Annotated in this window: 10 protein-coding genes; 2 read left to right on the forward strand and 8 right to left on the reverse strand. The window is 70.9% G+C overall.

Features of this window, described 5'->3' with window-relative positions; genetic code table 11:
* Positions 1-138: 138 nt before the first annotated feature.
* From murJ to ACFVYL_RS24630, 8 genes are all read right to left on the reverse strand, one after another.
* Positions 139-1,827, reverse strand: coding sequence for a murein biosynthesis integral membrane protein MurJ (gene murJ, locus ACFVYL_RS24595; protein WP_389719486.1), 1,689 nt, complete (start codon positions 1,825-1,827; stop codon positions 139-141).
* Positions 1,828-1,850: 23 nt separating this feature from the next.
* Entirely contained in the window at positions 1,851-3,149 is a 1,299-nt protein-coding gene (locus ACFVYL_RS24600; protein ID WP_389719488.1) for a TIGR02679 family protein, read from the reverse strand.
* Positions 3,146-7,384 (reverse strand): TIGR02680 family protein, encoded by a 4,239-nt coding sequence (locus ACFVYL_RS24605; RefSeq protein ID WP_389719490.1) that lies wholly within the window; start codon positions 7,382-7,384, stop codon positions 3,146-3,148. Before ACFVYL_RS24605 ends, ACFVYL_RS24600 begins: the two co-directional genes overlap by 4 nt.
* Entirely contained in the window at positions 7,381-8,706 is a 1,326-nt protein-coding gene (locus ACFVYL_RS24610; protein ID WP_389719492.1) for a TIGR02678 family protein, read from the reverse strand. The genes ACFVYL_RS24605 and ACFVYL_RS24610 overlap by 4 nt, the downstream gene beginning before the upstream one ends.
* Complete coding sequence (locus ACFVYL_RS24615; RefSeq protein WP_389719493.1) at positions 8,703-10,346, reverse strand: TIGR02677 family protein; 1,644 nt, start codon at positions 10,344-10,346, stop codon at positions 8,703-8,705. Before ACFVYL_RS24615 ends, ACFVYL_RS24610 begins: the two co-directional genes overlap by 4 nt.
* 147 nt (positions 10,347-10,493) lie before the next feature.
* Positions 10,494-11,204, reverse strand: a complete 711-nt coding sequence (locus ACFVYL_RS24620; protein WP_389719675.1) for a restriction endonuclease — start codon at positions 11,202-11,204, stop codon at positions 10,494-10,496.
* A gap of 139 nt (positions 11,205-11,343) precedes the next feature.
* Positions 11,344-13,056 carry an alpha/beta hydrolase gene (locus ACFVYL_RS24625; protein ID WP_389719495.1) on the reverse strand — a complete coding sequence of 571 codons (1,713 nt, stop codon included), beginning with the start codon at positions 13,054-13,056 and terminating at the stop codon, positions 11,344-11,346.
* A 54-nt stretch (positions 13,057-13,110) separates the two neighbouring features.
* Entirely contained in the window at positions 13,111-13,446 is a 336-nt protein-coding gene (locus tag ACFVYL_RS24630; RefSeq protein ID WP_389719497.1) for a DUF4190 domain-containing protein, read from the reverse strand.
* Between the two features lie 395 nt (positions 13,447-13,841).
* Here ACFVYL_RS24630 and ACFVYL_RS24635 point away from each other — a divergent pair, with 395 nt between their 5' ends.
* Both ACFVYL_RS24635 and ACFVYL_RS24640 read left to right on the forward strand, forming a co-directional pair.
* Positions 13,842-14,999, forward strand: a complete 1,158-nt coding sequence (locus ACFVYL_RS24635; RefSeq protein ID WP_389719498.1) for a sensor histidine kinase — start codon at positions 13,842-13,844, stop codon at positions 14,997-14,999.
* A complete protein-coding gene (locus tag ACFVYL_RS24640; RefSeq protein WP_389719500.1) occupies positions 14,996-15,730 on the forward strand; it encodes a response regulator in 735 nt (244 codons plus the stop codon). Before ACFVYL_RS24635 ends, ACFVYL_RS24640 begins: the two co-directional genes overlap by 4 nt.
* The last annotated feature ends 71 nt before the right edge of the window (positions 15,731-15,801 follow it).

A 15,801-nucleotide genomic window follows, 5' to 3' on the forward strand; every position in this document is an offset into this window, starting at 1 on the left:
TGTTGGGTGTCGTGGTTTTTTTTTAACACAACCCCCACCCAGTGGCCGGCCCCCCCCCCCGGGTGCCGCCCGGGGGGGGGGCCGGCCCCCCGCCCCCGCCCCCCGCCCCGGGCTGACCGGTGACTTGGCCCGCCCACGTCACCTCAACCCCGGCAGGCTCCGCAGTTCGCTGATCCTGAAAGCGCGTGCAAGGACCAGGAAGAGGAGCGCCATCGTGGCACCGCCCGCCGCCAGGGCCAGGGCGGGGGTCCAGGTGGCCGGGGCCAGGTTCGAGGAGCAGGCGCGGGCGACGAGCCAGCCGAGCGCACCGGCCGATACGGCGGAGGCCGCCAGTTTGCCGTAGGTGCGGCACAGGCGTTTGCCGTCCATGCGGCCCTCCAGACGCCGTCGCAGTCGCAGGGCGGTGATGAGCAGTCCGATGGCGTACGAGGCGGCGTACGCGGCGGCCATCCCGGTGACCGCCCAGCGCGCGGGCAGCAGCAGATGGCAGCCGGCGACCAGGGAGATGTTGACGGCGCTGATCCACATGGCCATCCAGAACGGTGTGCGGGTGTCCTCGAAGGCGTAGAACCCGCGCAGCAGCAGGTACTGGGCGGAGAAGGGGATCAGGCCGAGCCCGAAGGCCTGGAGCATGTGGCCCAACGGCCGGGCTGATGCGGCGTCAGCCGCGCCGTGGGCGAACAGCAACTGCGCTATCTGTGGGCCGAAGGCGAGGAAGAAGAAGGCGGCGGGGACGATGACCACGCCGCTGATCCGCAGCGCACGGGACAGGTCGCCCCGCACATCGTCCAGGCGCCGTTCGGCGACGGCCCGGCTCATCCGCGGCAGCAGGGCGGTGACCAGTGAAACCGTGATGATCGCCTGGGGCAGCATCCAGATTGTCTGCGCGTTGGAGTACGCGGTGAAGCCCACGCCGTCCTTCGGCAGTGCCCGGTCGGCTGCTGAGGCGTAACGGGTCACGACCGTACTGGCGGCCAGGTTGGCCAGCACGAACAGCAGCGTCCAACGAGCCGCGCTGATGCTCTTGCGCAGGCCCGTGCCGCGCCAGTCGAAGCGGGGGCGGTAGCGAAAGCCCGCGGCGCGGACGAAGGGGATCAGAGCGAGTCCCTGAACGGCCAGCGCAAGCGTGGTGCCGAGGCCAAGGAGCGTCACCTGGGTCCGGGTGATGTCCTGCACCTCGTCAGGGACCGTCATGAGCCCGATATAGATGCCGAACATCGCGATCAGGACGATGTTGTTGAGGACCGGCGTCCACATCATCGCCCCGAATCTGTGCCGGGCATTGAGCACCTGCCCCAGGATGCTGAACAGCCCGTAGAAGAAGATCTGCGGCAGCAGGAACCGGGCGAACGTCACGGTCAGCTCGAACGCCTCATGGTTCTCGGGCGTATCGCTCTGATAAAGGCTGACGATCTGCGGCGCCGCCCAGACCGCCAGCGCCGCACCGATACCCAGCACGCACAGGACGAGGGTGACCAGGCGCTGCTCGAAGGCCTTGCCGCCGTCCGGCTGCTCGACTCGCGCCCGTACGAGCTGCGGCACGAGCACGGAGTTCAGTGCCCCGCCGATGAACAGGAAGTACAGGCTGGTCGGCACGGTGTTGGCCTGGTTGTAGGTGGTGGCGAGCAGCCCGGTTCCCAGGGCGGCCCCCTGCAGTACCAGTCTGATCAGCCCCGTAGCCCGGGATACCACTGTCCCCGCCGCCATCAACAGGGACGACCGCATCAACCCGCCCTTGCCGCCACCCCACTTCGGCGCGGCGTGCCGCCCTCGCTTCTGCTGTCTCCGTGACCGCGTTATCGCCCCGGCCTGCGTCCCTTCCGTCATGGGCCCAATCTACGGCCCGGAGATCAGGACCAGCGCTGCCTGCCCCCGGGCGGGCGATGGTGTGACAGATCGTCCACCAGGAGGTCGAGCGTGGCTTCCTCGTGGAGTGCGACGCCGAGAGCGGTCATGGCAGGGGTGAGATCCGGATCCCAGTCCGCGCTCACCGGCAGGCCGTCGAGGGCGAGTTGAGGGGTGCCCGCGGCCTGACTGCGGGTGGCCAGGTGTTCGTAGTCCGCGGCGCCCATGCGCCACGGCAGGGCTTCATAACGGCGGATGACCCGGTTGGCCAGAGCGATCCCCGGCCAGTCGAAGTCTCCGTGGTACGCGAAGCGGCAGCCCGTGGCGGCGAGGGCGTCGAGAAGTGTGAAGACCACCGTCGCGGCGCTGCCGGAAGTGCATACGACAGGCCGTGCGCAGGACGCGTCCGCCGCAGCTTCCACCACGCGTGGATTCTCACAGATGTGGACGAGCGTTCCTGCGGGCAGTTGCAGGCGCAGGGCGTGCAGGTCGCGCGGTGTGAGGTGGGCTTCGGCGTGATGCTCGGCCCGTTCCGTCAGAGCACGCTCCCGCCAGCCCTGACCTTCGGGGCGTAACCCGTAGGTCAGCACCGTGCTGGAGACCTCGTCCGGCGTGACGGAGACCAACCGCCACAGTGCGCGTCGGCCGGCCGCGTCGTCGGGGAACTCGGTGCCATGGGCGAGGGCCACGCCGCGTTGGACAAGGCGTGCGAGCCAGGTGCCGTCGTCCAGGCCGTGCGCGGAGCCGGTGGCCATGGCGGCGAGTTCTCCCCGGCCGAGTGCGCCGCCCCGCTCGGGTCCGAGGAGAGAGGTGAGGATGTGGACCGCCTGCTGAAGTGTCCGTATCGCTGCTTGCGGTGGCACTCCTCTCGGAACGCCGGTGCGGCGCAACAGGTCGTACCACTGCCGGGACCATTCGTGGTCGGCGAGCGGTGACGCGTCCAGCGACGCAGTGAGGGACGACCACACCTGCTCCCGCCGTGCCGCCACGTCCGCGCGGGCCGCACGGCGGTCGGTCAGTGGCGGACCGAGCTCCTCCAGGGTCTGTCTGAGGCCGAGACCGGCGGCCGAGGCGCGTAGCCGGGCGTCGAGCATGTCGAGCCGCACGGTCACGGCAGGACCTGTGAGGGGTTTGCCCAGCAGGAGAGACAGATCGTTGCGTTCCTGGGCGTTCATCGCGGTCAGCCGGAGCGAACCCGTGGCCTGCACGCCGTTGCTCTCCAGGCGCTTGCGTACCCCTTCCCAGAGTCGGGCGAGTCCAGCGCCCGACAGCCAGTCACGCGTCGCGGCGGGCAGCGCGCTCATACCGGCACCAGCCGCCGGTGCCGACCGTTCCAGGTGTAGTGCAGGGTGGCCACCCCGCGCACATGGGGATCGCGAAGGCACTCGTAGATGTGCAGGGAGGGAACCTCGGTCCAGTTGCCCATGAGCCGTTCGCTGGTGAGGACGAAGTCGAGATCGAGGTCGACGAGGATGCGCCCGAGGCGGCCGTGGGTGGGTTCGTCGACCTTTGCGAAGGCATCGTCCAGGAGGATCAGCCGCGGCGCGTGCGGTGCCGATTCGGCGAGGCCGGTGAAGTGAGCCGCAGCCGCGGCGAAGAGTACGAGGTAGGAGAGCACCCGCTGCTCGCCCTGGCTGAGCCCCGTCCGGCCGGTCAGCTTCCGACGGCGGCCCGGGGCCGCGTCCTCGACCACGAAGGCCTGGAAACGGAACCAGTCGCGGTAGTCCAGCGCGGTCCGCAGATGGGCGGCGTAACCGGCTGACGGGTCGGCACGGCGGGCATCCTCGATCCGGCGTTGCAGAACCTCGCGCAGTTGCTCGGTCTGCTCGCGCGTCCTGAGGCTCGACGGACTGCGCAGCAGCTCGACGGCCGCGTGCACGTCCGCGTCCACGTCCTTGTCGAGCTGCCACAACAGCTCGACGCCGAGACCGTGGGAGGTGCGTACGGGCCGCAGGGTTTCGTTGAGCGCCGTGACCAGATTCGCCGCGGTGATCACCTGCGCCGAGAGGTGGTCGCCGAGTTCACCGGTCAGGAAACGCTGGAACACCTCACGCTCGCGCTCGGTGAGCCGCCCCCGGGCCTCCGCGGCCTTGGCCGCGATCCGCTCACCCACGGCCGCGACGTCATGGGACCCGTGGTCGTCGACCAGGCGGCACACCTTGATCCCGTCACGTTCTTCCAGCTGTGCGTCGAACCCGCCGGCCAGTTGGTCGCGCAGCTCGGTGTGCCGGTTGAGCAGCGCACTGTCCGACACCTCGCCCTTCGGGCGGCCGAGGGCCTGTTCCACGGCGTCGGCCAGTGCGCGCAGTGCCCGCAGACGGCCGCGGACGTCCGTGCCGGGATCGTCCGGCACGTAGGCGGGCAGGGAGGACCGGTCAAGGCCGGCGCCGCGCACCACCTCGGGTCGGCCCAGAGCACCGCGAAGAGCGCTGCCGGTGTTGATGACCGCCGTCTCCTGGTCCGCCAGGATTCCGCGCAGGCGCTTCTCGTCCTCCTCCGCACGCACGCGCGAATCGTGGAGGTCGTCGCGGGTTCGTCGTGCCGCGGGGAGGGCGCGGACGGCGTCCGCGATGCGCTGCTTGGCCTCCTGCTCACGGGTGAGGATCTCCTCCTCGGATGCCCCGATCGCTTCCTCGCGGGTGCGCAGGTCCTGCTCGGCGGTGCGCAGTTCGGCCAGGTGGAGCCGGTAATTCCCGTCCGCGGCCAGCCGGTCCTCCCGGGCGCGTCCGTACCGGTCGGCGTCGGCCTCGTTCGCGCCGAGCCGCTTGCCCGTGCCGCCGACCGCCCTGCACAGATGCCCTATACCGCTGAGCAGCGTGGCCAGTGCGGTGCGTACGCGGTCCAGGGCGGCGGGGTCGCCGGGCAGATCGTGGGCGGTCGCGGTGGCGTCCGCCTCGGCACGTGCCGATACCGCGAGAGCGCGGGCCTCCTCGGCCAGCCGTGCCGCCCTGGCTGCCTTGGCGGTCAGGTCGCGCAGTGTCCTCTCCGCCGATTCGGTCCTGCTCCACGCGTCCGCGAGACCGCGTGCCCTGGGGAAGTCGCGTTCCGCGAGCGCGAGGGCCCGACGCATGGCATCGGCTCCGGCGAGCTCCTCGCGTTCACCGGCCAGCTGCTGTTCCGTCCGTGCGATCCGCTCCTCCAGCTCGGCGAGGATGCGCCGCCGGGTCTGTGCGCGTACGGCGGCACCCACGTACTCGGTGTCGGCCTTGACGTGACGGCCACTGAGGACACCCAGCCGCCAACTGCCGTCGTAGAACAGCGCATTGGGAGCAGAAGTCCCCTGTGCCGGTACGAGTGCGATGCTGGCCAGTAGACGCGCCACCTGCTCGACGGTGACGCCGCAATCGGATTCAGGCGCAGGACGCAGGGCCGAGGCGAGAGTCGGACCCTCCGAAAGCACGGGACCGGGCCGAAGGACGGTGTCCCGGGTGCGGGCGTCGAGGAGCAGGCCGTCCGTGCCCACCCACGCGTCCAGGATTCCGCTTGCCTCCAAGGCTCCTTCCAGTCCGGCCCGCTCGCCCGGAGCAAGGTCGTCCGTGAAGTCCACAAGCCGGTAGAAGGGCGCTCCCGTGCCCGGCGTCCTCTCGGCGACGCGATGGTGCGGGGCGGGCGGCTCGGGGTCGGTCCGCTGTTCCCAGTCCCGCTTCTGCTCTGCCAGGCGGTCGAGTTCCTCACCGAGCCGGCCGACGCCAAGTGCCAGGGTGTCCCGGCGGCCGGTGAGTTCCTCGCCGTACGACTCCAATGCGGTGTGAGCGGTTCGCCGCGCCTGGCTGTCGATGTCCGGCGGCAGGGTGCGGTCGGCGAACGGCGCGTCGGCGGAGGTCTCGAAGCCGATCGTGGCGTGGACGGCATCCAGTGGCGGGCAGCCGGAACCCAGTGCGGTGCGCATGCGCGCCGCCCACTCGGCGACGTGGCGGGCGTAGGAGCTGCTCTCCTCAGCGACCTTCTGACGGCTGCCGTCGAGATGGCCGGCGGCCTCTTCCGCCTCGCCCTCCAGCCGTTCCCGCTCGCCATCGGCCTGGGCTGCCCCGGCCCGGGCGTCGTCCGCCCGCGAGATGAGGCGGGTCATCTCCTGCACCATCCGGGACCGGTTTCTCGCGACCGCCTCGGCCTCCTCCAACTTCTGCTGCCAGGACCGCAGTCCCTCCTGCGTCGCACCCGTGTCCACGCGGACCACCGACCGGTGTCGTACGGTGCGCGTATCCCCGTCCGGAGCCGTCAGCTCAGTTTCTGCGGCGTGGGTGAGGAACGTAGGCGGCAGGGCCACCGACTCGCCGAGATGGCCGGTGGGGAGTCCGGCCTTCTCGGCCTGCGTCAGCAGCTCCCGGTGTTCGGTTCCCAGCTCGGCCAGCCGGCTTCCGAGGTGTTCGACACCTTCGGCCAGCCGCTCCGCCGAGCTCTCTTCCGTGTCGTGCGCGCTTCGCAGGGTGGTGAACGCGGCCGTGGCGGCGGTGTGCAGGGCCTCCACCGTGCTGCGGCGTTCCGACAGTTCGCGCAGGCTGCGGTAGGCGTGGCCGGCGTGCAGGGCGGACAGGTCGGTCCGGGCGGCCTGTTCCTCCTCGCGAAGCGTCTCCAGTCGGCCCTGCGACTCCTCCTCCTGCGTCCTCAGGTCGCTCGTCCGCTGTGCTGCGTCTCCGGCAGCCCGGCGCCGCTGTGCGAGGACACCCAGCTCGTGGCCCACTCTCTGCGCGGAGGTGCGCAGAACTCCGGCCAGGTAGCCGCGGTAACCGGTGAGGAACGTGCGCAAGGCCCCGTCGGTCCGTTCCAGGCGGCCGAGTTCGTCCCGTACGGCGTCGAGGTCGTGGAGGTTGCGCGCCACCTTCTCGACCACGTCCTCATCGAGACCCGGCAGGGTCTCACTCAACAGGGAGACCAGGCCCCCGTGTTCGATGCGGTCCCCGACCGTCGGGCGCCGAAGCCGGTGGAGGAGCTGGGTGAGGTTGCGGTAGCGCGTCGCGTCGGTGATACCGAACAGTTCCCGGGCGACACGGGAGCGGTGCAGGACCGCACGTTCGGTCGCGTTGTCGGAGCCGACGATCTCCTTGAGCCGGTCGACCGGCAGTGGCCTGCCGGCCTCGACCAGGTGCAGGTCCTCACCGATCCGCAGCGGGGTGACGAAGAACGTCGGCAGCGCCTTCTGCGTCGACTTCGAGGCACGGATGGCGACTCCGAGCGTCAGGTGGCGGTGGTCGCCGTCGTCGGTCGTGCCCCGGAACTCCACCCACAGGTATCCCAGACGGTTGGTCTGCTCGAACCCGTCCAGCATGAGCCAGGCGAGTGTGGTGCGGCCGGTGCCCGTCGCGTCCAGGGCCCGGGAGTCGCCGTCCAGAAGATACGGGAGCAGCATCTCCAGGGCCTTGGACTTGCCCGCGCCGTTCTTGCCGCGCAGCAGCAGCCTTCCGTCACCGAAGGAGAACTCCTGCTCGTCGTACTGCCAGACGTTCTGGATGCCCGCCCGGTGCAGCCGGAAGCGGGCGCCGGTGGTCGTCGCGGAGCCGGTACGCGGCAGTGGAACGAGGCCACGCGCGTCGGTGGTCACAGCGGCAACTCCTCTTGAACGTCCGTACTCCTGCCGGCCGAGGTGGCCGGGCGCACGGTGACGTGGGTGGCGTAGCGGGCCGCTGCGGCCAGCAGCACCCAGCCGTCGCCGTCCGGCCGTGCGCCATGGACATCGGTCACCGTGCGTCCTTCCGGCGCCTCTTCGGCGTACCTTTCCGGCAACCCTTCTCCCTCGGCGCGCAGCCGCCCGGCGCGGGCCATCAGCCGCATCCGGACCAGCAGGTCCAGTACAGCCTCGCGCAGGGAGGGAAGGTCCTCCACGTAACCGCGCTGCCAGTTGCTGCGCTGCCCGTACTCAGCGATCAGACCGGCCAGTACCTCGTCCACCAGGCCGTCCGGGACAGCCACCCCGATGACGAGCGCCCCGCCGGTCGCCGGATGCCCCGGCTCCTGCGGCCGGAGCTGTTCCACGAGTCGTTCCGCCAACAGCAGTGCGGCCTGTGCGACCGTCCCGGTGCCCGGCAGGTGCAGATCAGTCAGCTCCTCCTCGGGGTCGACCAGCGCCACGCCCTCGGCACGGATCTCCATCTCAAGACCCAGGAGTTCGGAGAAGGCCTGGGCTTCCCGGCGCTGCCGGGTGCGCAGCCAGTCGCGCTCGGCGTCGGTCAGCTCGTCGAGGTGGACGACGGGCGTCTCGACGAGCATCCGGCGCACATAGGTGCGCGGTCCGCCGAACCCCGGATCCGCGGCCCGCCGGACCAGATCGGCGCCGTCCCGGGCCTGGGCGAGCGGGCCGGCGACCACCACACGTGCCAGCTCCCGGTCCACCGTGATCAGGGCCTCCCCGCCCGCCTCCTGCACGATCGCCGTCACCCGGCCCTCGGTCTCGATGAGCACACCCCAGTCGACCAGTTGACGCAGAGCCGCAACCAGGGTCCGCTTCCCGGCCGCGCGGCCCGTCTCCTCCAGCTCGATCCCGGCGTCGGCCGCGGCGGCCCTGATGTCGGCGACCAGCTGCGACAGGAGCATCTGCTCGGGCGCGGTCACCAGCACGGACAGGGCCAGCGCGAGGCAGGCGTACGTATGCGGGGTGAAGGGGGTGCCGGTGGAGCGCTCAAGCCGGTGCCCCGCGTCGGCCCCCAGCCCCGCCTTGAACAGCCGGGCGTAGGAGCTGTCGACCAGCAGACGGTAGCCGAGCACCTGCTGGAACCGTTTACCCAGCCAGTCGGCATGCCTGCGGATCAGTGGAAAGAGGTCGGCATGGGGGCCGCCCGACGCGACCAAGGGGTGGGCGAGCAGCAGCCGGGCGGCGGCGCGGCGTTCGGCGGCCAGGGCCACGTCGTGAGCAGAGGGGAGGGTCATGAAACATCGGCCTCCGCTTCACCGTCGACCGCGGCGGAGGTACGGCCGATGTCCAATTCCAGATCGTCCAGCAGCATGTCGCCGTCGGCCGAGTGCAGCACTGTCCGGGTGCCCACCGTCCGGCGCACGGTGAGCCGGATGCCCAGCTCCGCGTCCTCGCTGTGCGCCGAGTCCAGATCGAACCCCGCCGCCTCCGCCCCGCCCGTACCGGCACGCCTCCTGAGCTGCGCGTTCCCGAGCGCGGTGGCCAGCAGCTCCAGCAGTAACCCCAGCGCCGCCGACGTGAGACATACGTCGGCGAACCGGCCGGAGGCGCTGCGCAGTTCATCCCCCGACGCTGCCCTGGCCGCCGCCCGCTGACGGGCGGTCTCCTGCAGGCGCTGCTTCTGCGCGGAGTGATCCTCCACCGCGGGCGTCCGGCCCCGCTGGGCGCGGCTGCCCCTTTCGCGCAGGGCCACCGGCACCTCGACCACCGGCCCGGTCCACCAACTCGTATGGGCGGGCACCACCTCGTCGGTGGCCGGGGGTATGCCCAGATGGCGGGCTCCGTACAGTCCGAAGGCGGAGACGGCGATGTCGTGTGCGTCCTGGGGTGCCGCTTCGTCGAACCAGCGGGCCAGCCGCAACAGGTCCTTGCGCCGGGACATCTCCCCGGTGGCCGACCGCAGCATCCGCTTGGCGTTGGCGAGCAGCGACTGCAGCGCGCGCAGGGTGGCGTCCCGCAGTTGGTCGACCTGGCTGCCCTGGCCATCGATGTCGCTGAACCAGCCGCGCAGGCCCTCCCAGTCCGCGAGCGCGCGGCCCCGGCTGCGCTGGACCCGGGTCTCCATGCGGTTCTCGCCCTGTTCCATACGGTTCTCGCCGTGTGCGGACAGCCCGGCAAGTCCCTGGGCATGGGTGTCCAGCCGGTCCAGCAGAGCCGGGATGTGCGGCCACAGGGTGTCCAGTGCCCCCGAGATCCGGGGCGCCCGGAACGCCACGTCCTCCGTGATCGCTTCGACGTAGTCCAGGAGCAGTTCCTTGAAGCCCTGATACTCGGCGCTGTCCAGGTCGTAGCGGGACAGCACCTGACCGAGGTAGGCGTAGAAGTCTCGTATGGAGTCCGCGAATTCGGTGAACTGCACGAACAGTGTGCTGATCCGCTCCAGTCCGTCCTGCGGTTCGACGCCGCCCGGCGCGGTCACGAGGTCGGCCAGGTCCCGCAGCCCGCGCTCGACAAGGGCCAGCAGTTCGTTGCTCACCTCACGGGCGGCGTCGGCCTCGGCCAGGACCCCGTCGGCGTCCCGCTGGACGCGTTCGCCGAGTTTCGACAGTTGGTAGCGCGAGCGGGAACGCTGGTACTCGCTGATGCTGGACGCCTTCACCGTGTAGCTGCTGCGCAGCAGATTGCCCCACTGCACCAGCTGTTCCAGCCGGACCGTGAGGGTGTCTGCGTCGAGCCCCGCGGCGAAACCACCGTCGTGGCGCAGCTTTGCCATGATGTCCGCAACGGCGAGATCCGCCAGCAGCGTTCCGCAGAAGACCCGCATGATCGCGACATGCTCCAGCCGCTCGGGCGCGCTGAGGTACGTGTACGCGTTCAGCCGTCGGCGCGTCTCCTCGTCGGCGTCCTGAACTGCGCCGGATGCGGATCCCTCCATCCCCGTGAGGTTACGCGGTGCATGCGGACGCCGCCGGTGGGTGGCTGAAAATGCCACACACATGTGCCGGAGGGATCAGTGTCGGGTGTGCGCGGCGATGCACGGCCGGGTGCGCCCCGATCCGGCGCACCCGCCGGGTCCAGGACTTCAGGTTCCTTCCACCATCGCGGGCCCCCAGGGCGCCGGTCCCGAGCCTTCCGCCCAGGCGGCGAGCTCGGCGCCGTCCACGCAGCGGATGCCGCACGACTCGGCGTACTCCTGGGCCGGTTCAGTGAACTGACTGGTCGTCACGACGACGGCGAGCTGGGCCCCGTGCACGGACCAGCAGGTGCCGCCGAAGCGCTGCAGGTCCTGGGAGCCGACCTTGTTCGTCGGGTCGTACTGCTTGCACTGCACGACGACGCGTCGGCCGTCGGGCGCGATCGCCAGGACGTCGGCGCCGAGGTCACCCGCGCCGCCGACCACCTCCGTCTCGCGGCAGCCGTCCCGTTCGCAGAGCCCGGCGACGGCGGCCTCGAACCCGTCGGGGTCGAGAACCGCGAAGTCGGGGGCAGGCGGGGGCAGTACGGCGGTGAGTCCGTCCTGGGCCTCGATGGGGGCGGCGGTAGCGGCCTCCTGGCCCCCGGAGGCCGCGGCGGGCGCGAGTGCGGTGGGTGTGGGTGTGGGGGCGGGTGTGTCGCAGAGCTGCGCCGCCTCGGCCAGTTCACGGTCGGCCTGTGCCATCCCCGCGCGGGCCGCGCGACGCAGCTCCCTGGCCCGTGGCATCGCGCGCAGCAGGACGTAGAGCACGGGAATGGCGAGCAGGCCGAGGAGTACGGCCGCGATGGGATGGGCCCCCGCCCAGCGGGCGAAGCGCATGAAGAGCAGCACGGCGGCGCAGAGCACGGCACCGAAGAGAGCCAGGGCGACGGCCGGCCCCGACAGCGCTCGCGCCGCTTTGCGGCGGCCCGTATCAACGTTGGTGTCCCGGACGAACACGGGGCCTCCTCGACGTCGTTCACGAATATGTTCGAGCGACGAGTGCCCCGGATGGAGCATTCCATGATCGACAACAATCTCGGGTGCGTGAGTCGCGCCGTACCGGGCGCCGCACATGGTGGTGGAGCGTCATCCGCGCGTCCCGCCCCGGCGCCGTTCCCGGACGGTTCGGAGCTGTGGGGACGGGAGACGTGCGGGGTCGCTTCTTCTGCCCGGACGGAGCCTGGCAGGTCAGGTCCTTGGCGGGGAGCCTGCCCGTGGTCAGGTAGACCGTGGCGGCCTTGTCCGCGCAGGGACTGCTGTCCGGCGCGTAGAGGACACCGTGTCCCTCGCCGCCGGCGACGGTGAGCATCCGGGAGCCGCGCAGGGCCCGGTGCATGGCCTGAGCGGCGAACAGAGGCGTCTGGGAGTCCCACTCGTTCTGCGTGATCAGCGCACCGACCTTGTTGTCGATCCTGGTCTGCGGCTCGCTGCCCTGTCCCCAGAAGGCACAAGGTGTGATGGCGGCCGCGAAGTTGCCGTACAGCGGATACCGGGCCCTGTCACGGATCGCCTCGCGGCGGTACTGCGCAGGGTCGTGCGACCAGGTGCGGGTGTCAGCGCACATGAAGGACCAGGCGACGGAGGTGTAGTTGTCGTCGGGATCCTGGACCTGACCGGGCGTGCCGGACGGGGCCGGGTGCGTGTCCTTGGTCGCCTTCTTCAGTCCGGCGATCCGCTCGGCGGCCTTGCGGACGTGGAAGAACGTGCGGTTGTCGGCACGGATGCCGTCGCCGGTGAGGGTCTGTCCCTCGAAGAGGATGGGCTTGCGGTTCGCCCGTGCGATCAGGTCCCAGTAGGTCTTGCGGACCTTGGCCGGAGTGCCGCCCAGTCCGTACGCTGAGTGCCGACGGGCGGTCCATGCGGTCCAGCGCGTGAACGCCTGCTCGGCCGCCTTCGCCATGTCCTGGAACATCCCCCGGTAGATCCGGGTCGGGTCGGTCGCGCTGTCCAGCACGATCCGGTCGGTCCGCTGAGGGAACAGCTGCATGTAGACGGCGCCGAGGTAGGTGCCGTAGGAGCTCCCCAGGTAGGAGATCGTCTTCTCACCCAGCGCGGCGCGCATGACGTCCATGTCACGGGCGCTGTTGCGGGTGGTGAGGTGCGGCAGCTTGTCACCGGCCCTGGCCCGGCACTTCCCGGCGACGGTACGGGTCCGGTCCATGTCCTTCGCGAAGGTCTCCGCCTTGTACGGATGGTCGGCCTGTTCATCGGCCGTCAGCCCGCAGCTGACCGGAGAGCTCCGCCCGGCGCCCCTCAGGTCGAAGCCGACGAGGTCGTAGCGCCGCTTCACCTCCGCGGGGAACTTCAGGAGCGGGTCGACGGGCAACCGCAGTCCCGGTGCGCCGGGTCCGCCCGGGTTGAGCAGCAGAACGCCGTGCCGCGCCTTCGCGCTGCCCGCCTTCAGCCGGGATATCGCGAGGCCGATCGTCCTGCCGCCGGGGTCGCCGTAGTCCAGCGGCACCTTGAGCGTCGCGCACTGGAAGGTGGCGGGGCTTTTCGCGTCGCAGCGTTTCCACTGGAGCTTCTGCTGCGTGTACTTCCGCAGGGAGCCACTGGCGGTGGAGGCGTCCGATGCCGTGGACGCGGCAGGGATCATTGCGGGCGTCAGCGCCGAAAGGGTGGCCGCCGCGAGGCCCGCGGCGAGTAGGGGGGCCTTGCGGGTGTTTCTGCTTCGCACGATGATGCTCATCCTTGTCGAGGAGAGAGGGCAGCTGGTTCACCGGTGAGAGGAAGGAAAAGCCGGTCAGTTTCCGTTCAGGTGCTCGCGGACGCACTGCGTGTACTGGTGGAAGCTGTCGGGCTGATAGCACTCCTGCGTCTTGTTCGCGTACCAGGCCATGAAGACGGCGACCAGCCCGGACACCACGATCGCGAGGGACGACGTCACCACGGCGGTGACGGCCTTGCCCCGGCCCGTGCCGGTCCGCTTGGCCGTCGTCAGGGCGGCGATGCCCAGGATCAGACCGATCACGGCGAGCGGGCCGCCGATGAGGGCGACAGAGGTGCACAGGCCGATGATGCCCAGTGTCATGGCGGCCGTGGCCAGGCTGTTCTTCGGCGCTGTCGGACCCGGTGGCATGGTGCTCGGTCCCCTCTTGTTCGGTGCTGTTCGAGTCCGTACGGCCTGGTCCTGCGGGGACACCGCGTGGTTCAGTGACGTCTCGATCCCCTGAGATTTCATCAACCCGTCCTTCCGTCCCGTCAATTGGTGAGAGCCCGATTGGTGAGAGCCCGATTCTGATTTCGGGGGCCCACGGACACATCGCGGGAAGGCGGGAGAATTCGCTCCCCCGATCGGGGGAGGCCACCGGTCGGCCGTCCGGTCATACTTGCCTGGCCATGTTCAGAGGAATCCGGCCGCTGCTGCGCGGCTCCACGTATTCGGGTGCGCTATTCGCCTATTGCGGCGCCTTGGCGAGCCTTCCCTTGCTGCCTTTCGCCGCACTGCCGGCGCTGGCGTGGCCATCCGCTTCCATGGGAGCGCAGTTCGCTCTGACCGTGCTGGTCTGGTCCGTACTGATCGGTGTGATCGGACTGGCCCGCACCACGCGGCGGGTGCTGATCACTTGCGCCCGGCGGATGCTGGGGGTGCCGTTGCCGGACCCCGTGGGCGAGCGTCTGCGTGCGGGCTCGCCCGGCGACGGGGCGGCTTCTGCCACGGCATCGGGCGCCGACCGCCTGCGGACACCGCTCTGGCTGCTGTCGCAGGTGATGCTGGGGTGGGCAGGCGCGCAGCTGAGCGTCCTGCTGTTCGCCGTGGGCCTGCTCCTTCCCGGCGGCTGGGCCGGCGCCGAGGCCGGGGTGAGTGTGAACGGCTGGTCGCTGCGGGCGCAGAGCGGCTGGCAGAGCTGGGCAGCGGCGCTCTGCTGCCTGCTCCTTGCGGCGGCCCTGTGCCTGGCGGTGACATACGCCCTGCGGTGGCTGGCGCCCAGGCTCCTTGGTCCGTCGTCGGCCGAGCGGCTCGCGCTGGCGGCCGAGCGGGAGCGGGCAATGGCCGAACGCAACCGGCTGGCCCACGAGTTGCACGACTCGATCGGGCACACCCTGACGGCCGCCACGATCCAGGCAGCGGTGGCGGGGGAGGTGCTCTGTGCCGACCCGGTGGCGGCGCGGGCCGCCCTGCGCAGCATCGAGGAGTCGACCCGGGCCGCCCTCGAGGACCTGGACTACGTGCTGGGCATGCTGCGCGAGGAGAAGGCGGGGACGGCGCCGGCCCGGACCCTGGCCAACCTGCCCGAACTGCTCGACCGGTTGCGGCACGCGGGCGCGGTGGTGGAGCCGGAGCTGTCGGGCGGCTATGCGCAGGTGCGGGGGACGCTCTCCCGGGCGGCGTACCGGATCCTGCAGGAAGGGCTGACGAACGCGCTGCGGCACGGAGCGGGCGGGCCGATCCGGGTCAAGGTGACGGCCGCGCCGGACTCGTTGGAACTCGGCGTGGTCAACCGGACCGGAGCCGGGAGCGGAACGGGCCAGAGTGCCTTCCCGACGTCCGGGCCCTTTCCGACGTCCGGGCACGGTCTGCCCGGCCTCCTGGAGCGCGTGCGGCTCCTGCACGGCGACATCGAGTCCGGTCCGGACGGACCCGAGCACTGGCGGCTCGCGGTCCGGCTGCCGGTACGCTTGCCCGCATGATCGGCTCACGAGCGGGCGCAGCGGTCGCGACCGGCCCCGACGCGAGCGCGGCCGTCACGACCGGCACGGCCTCCCACCGCACCACACTCCTGATCGCGGACGACGACGAGGTGACCCGCAGCGGTCTGCGCACGCTGCTCGCGATGCAGCCCGGGATCGCCGTCGTGGGGGAGGCCGCCGACGGCATCGAAGCGGTCGAGCGGGCGCGGCAGTTGCGGCCGGACGTGGTCCTGATGGACGTACGGATGCCCCGCCGCAACGGCATAGAGGCCACCCGGCAGCTCCTCGCCGGTCCGGCCGACCCGCCGAAAGTCGTGGTCATCACCACCTTCGAGAACGACGACTACGTCACCGCCGCACTCAGCGCCGGGGCCAGCGGCTTCGTGCTCAAGCGGCTTCCCGTCCCCCAGATCGCGGAGGCGGTACGGGTGGTCGCGGCGGGCGAGGCGATCCTCTTCCCGGCGGCCCTGCGCCGGATGGTCACCGCCCGCCCGCTGGGATCCGCCGAGGCACTGCCGCAGGCGGCGCTGACGGGCCGGGAGGAGGAGGTGCTGCGCCTGATGGCCACCGGCCGGTCCAACCCGGACATCGCGGAGGCGTGCAGGGTGAGCCTGGAGACGGTGAAGACGCACGTCGGGAACGTGCTGTCCAAGCTCGGTGCGCAGAACCGGACCCACGCGGTGGTGATCGCGTACGAAACCGGCCTGGTCGTGCCCGGGGTCACGGGCTGACGCAACAGCAGCTGCTCCGCTGATGCAATATCAGCTGGCCCGAACCGGCCGCCCTCGCGGCGGGGCCGGCT

Source organism: Streptomyces sp. NPDC058308, assembly GCF_042880275.1.
Classification (GTDB): domain Bacteria; phylum Actinomycetota; class Actinomycetes; order Streptomycetales; family Streptomycetaceae; genus Streptomyces.